This window comes from Campylobacter concisus UNSWCS, assembly GCF_000466685.1.
Taxonomy (GTDB): Bacteria; Campylobacterota; Campylobacteria; order Campylobacterales; family Campylobacteraceae; genus Campylobacter_A; species Campylobacter_A concisus_A.
On sequence record NZ_ANNG01000101.1, the window covers coordinates 1 to 223 of the forward strand.

Annotated in this window: 1 protein-coding gene; it reads left to right on the forward strand. The window is 49.3% G+C overall.

What is annotated here, in order from left to right:
* Positions 1 to 223, forward strand: a 223-nt coding sequence (locus UNSWCS_RS12125) for a hypothetical protein (protein ID WP_035144114.1), incomplete at both ends; no start/stop codon positions are given.

Here is a 223-nt window from a genome sequence, read left to right on the forward strand (position 1 = left end):
CATAAAGATATCCGACGCCGGTATCAGAAGCCGTGGCGGAGCGAAGCTGCTGTTTGCAGTAGAGATCGCAGACATAGACGCGGCGATAAAGAGCAGTAAGGCAGATAAAGACGTAAGTGTATATATAGAGGATAGTTCAGAGCAAAGCGGATTTAGACGGATGAAATTTAGTGAGATCAAGGGCGGCAAAGACGACGCGAGCGACGGTAAAGAAGGCGGTGCA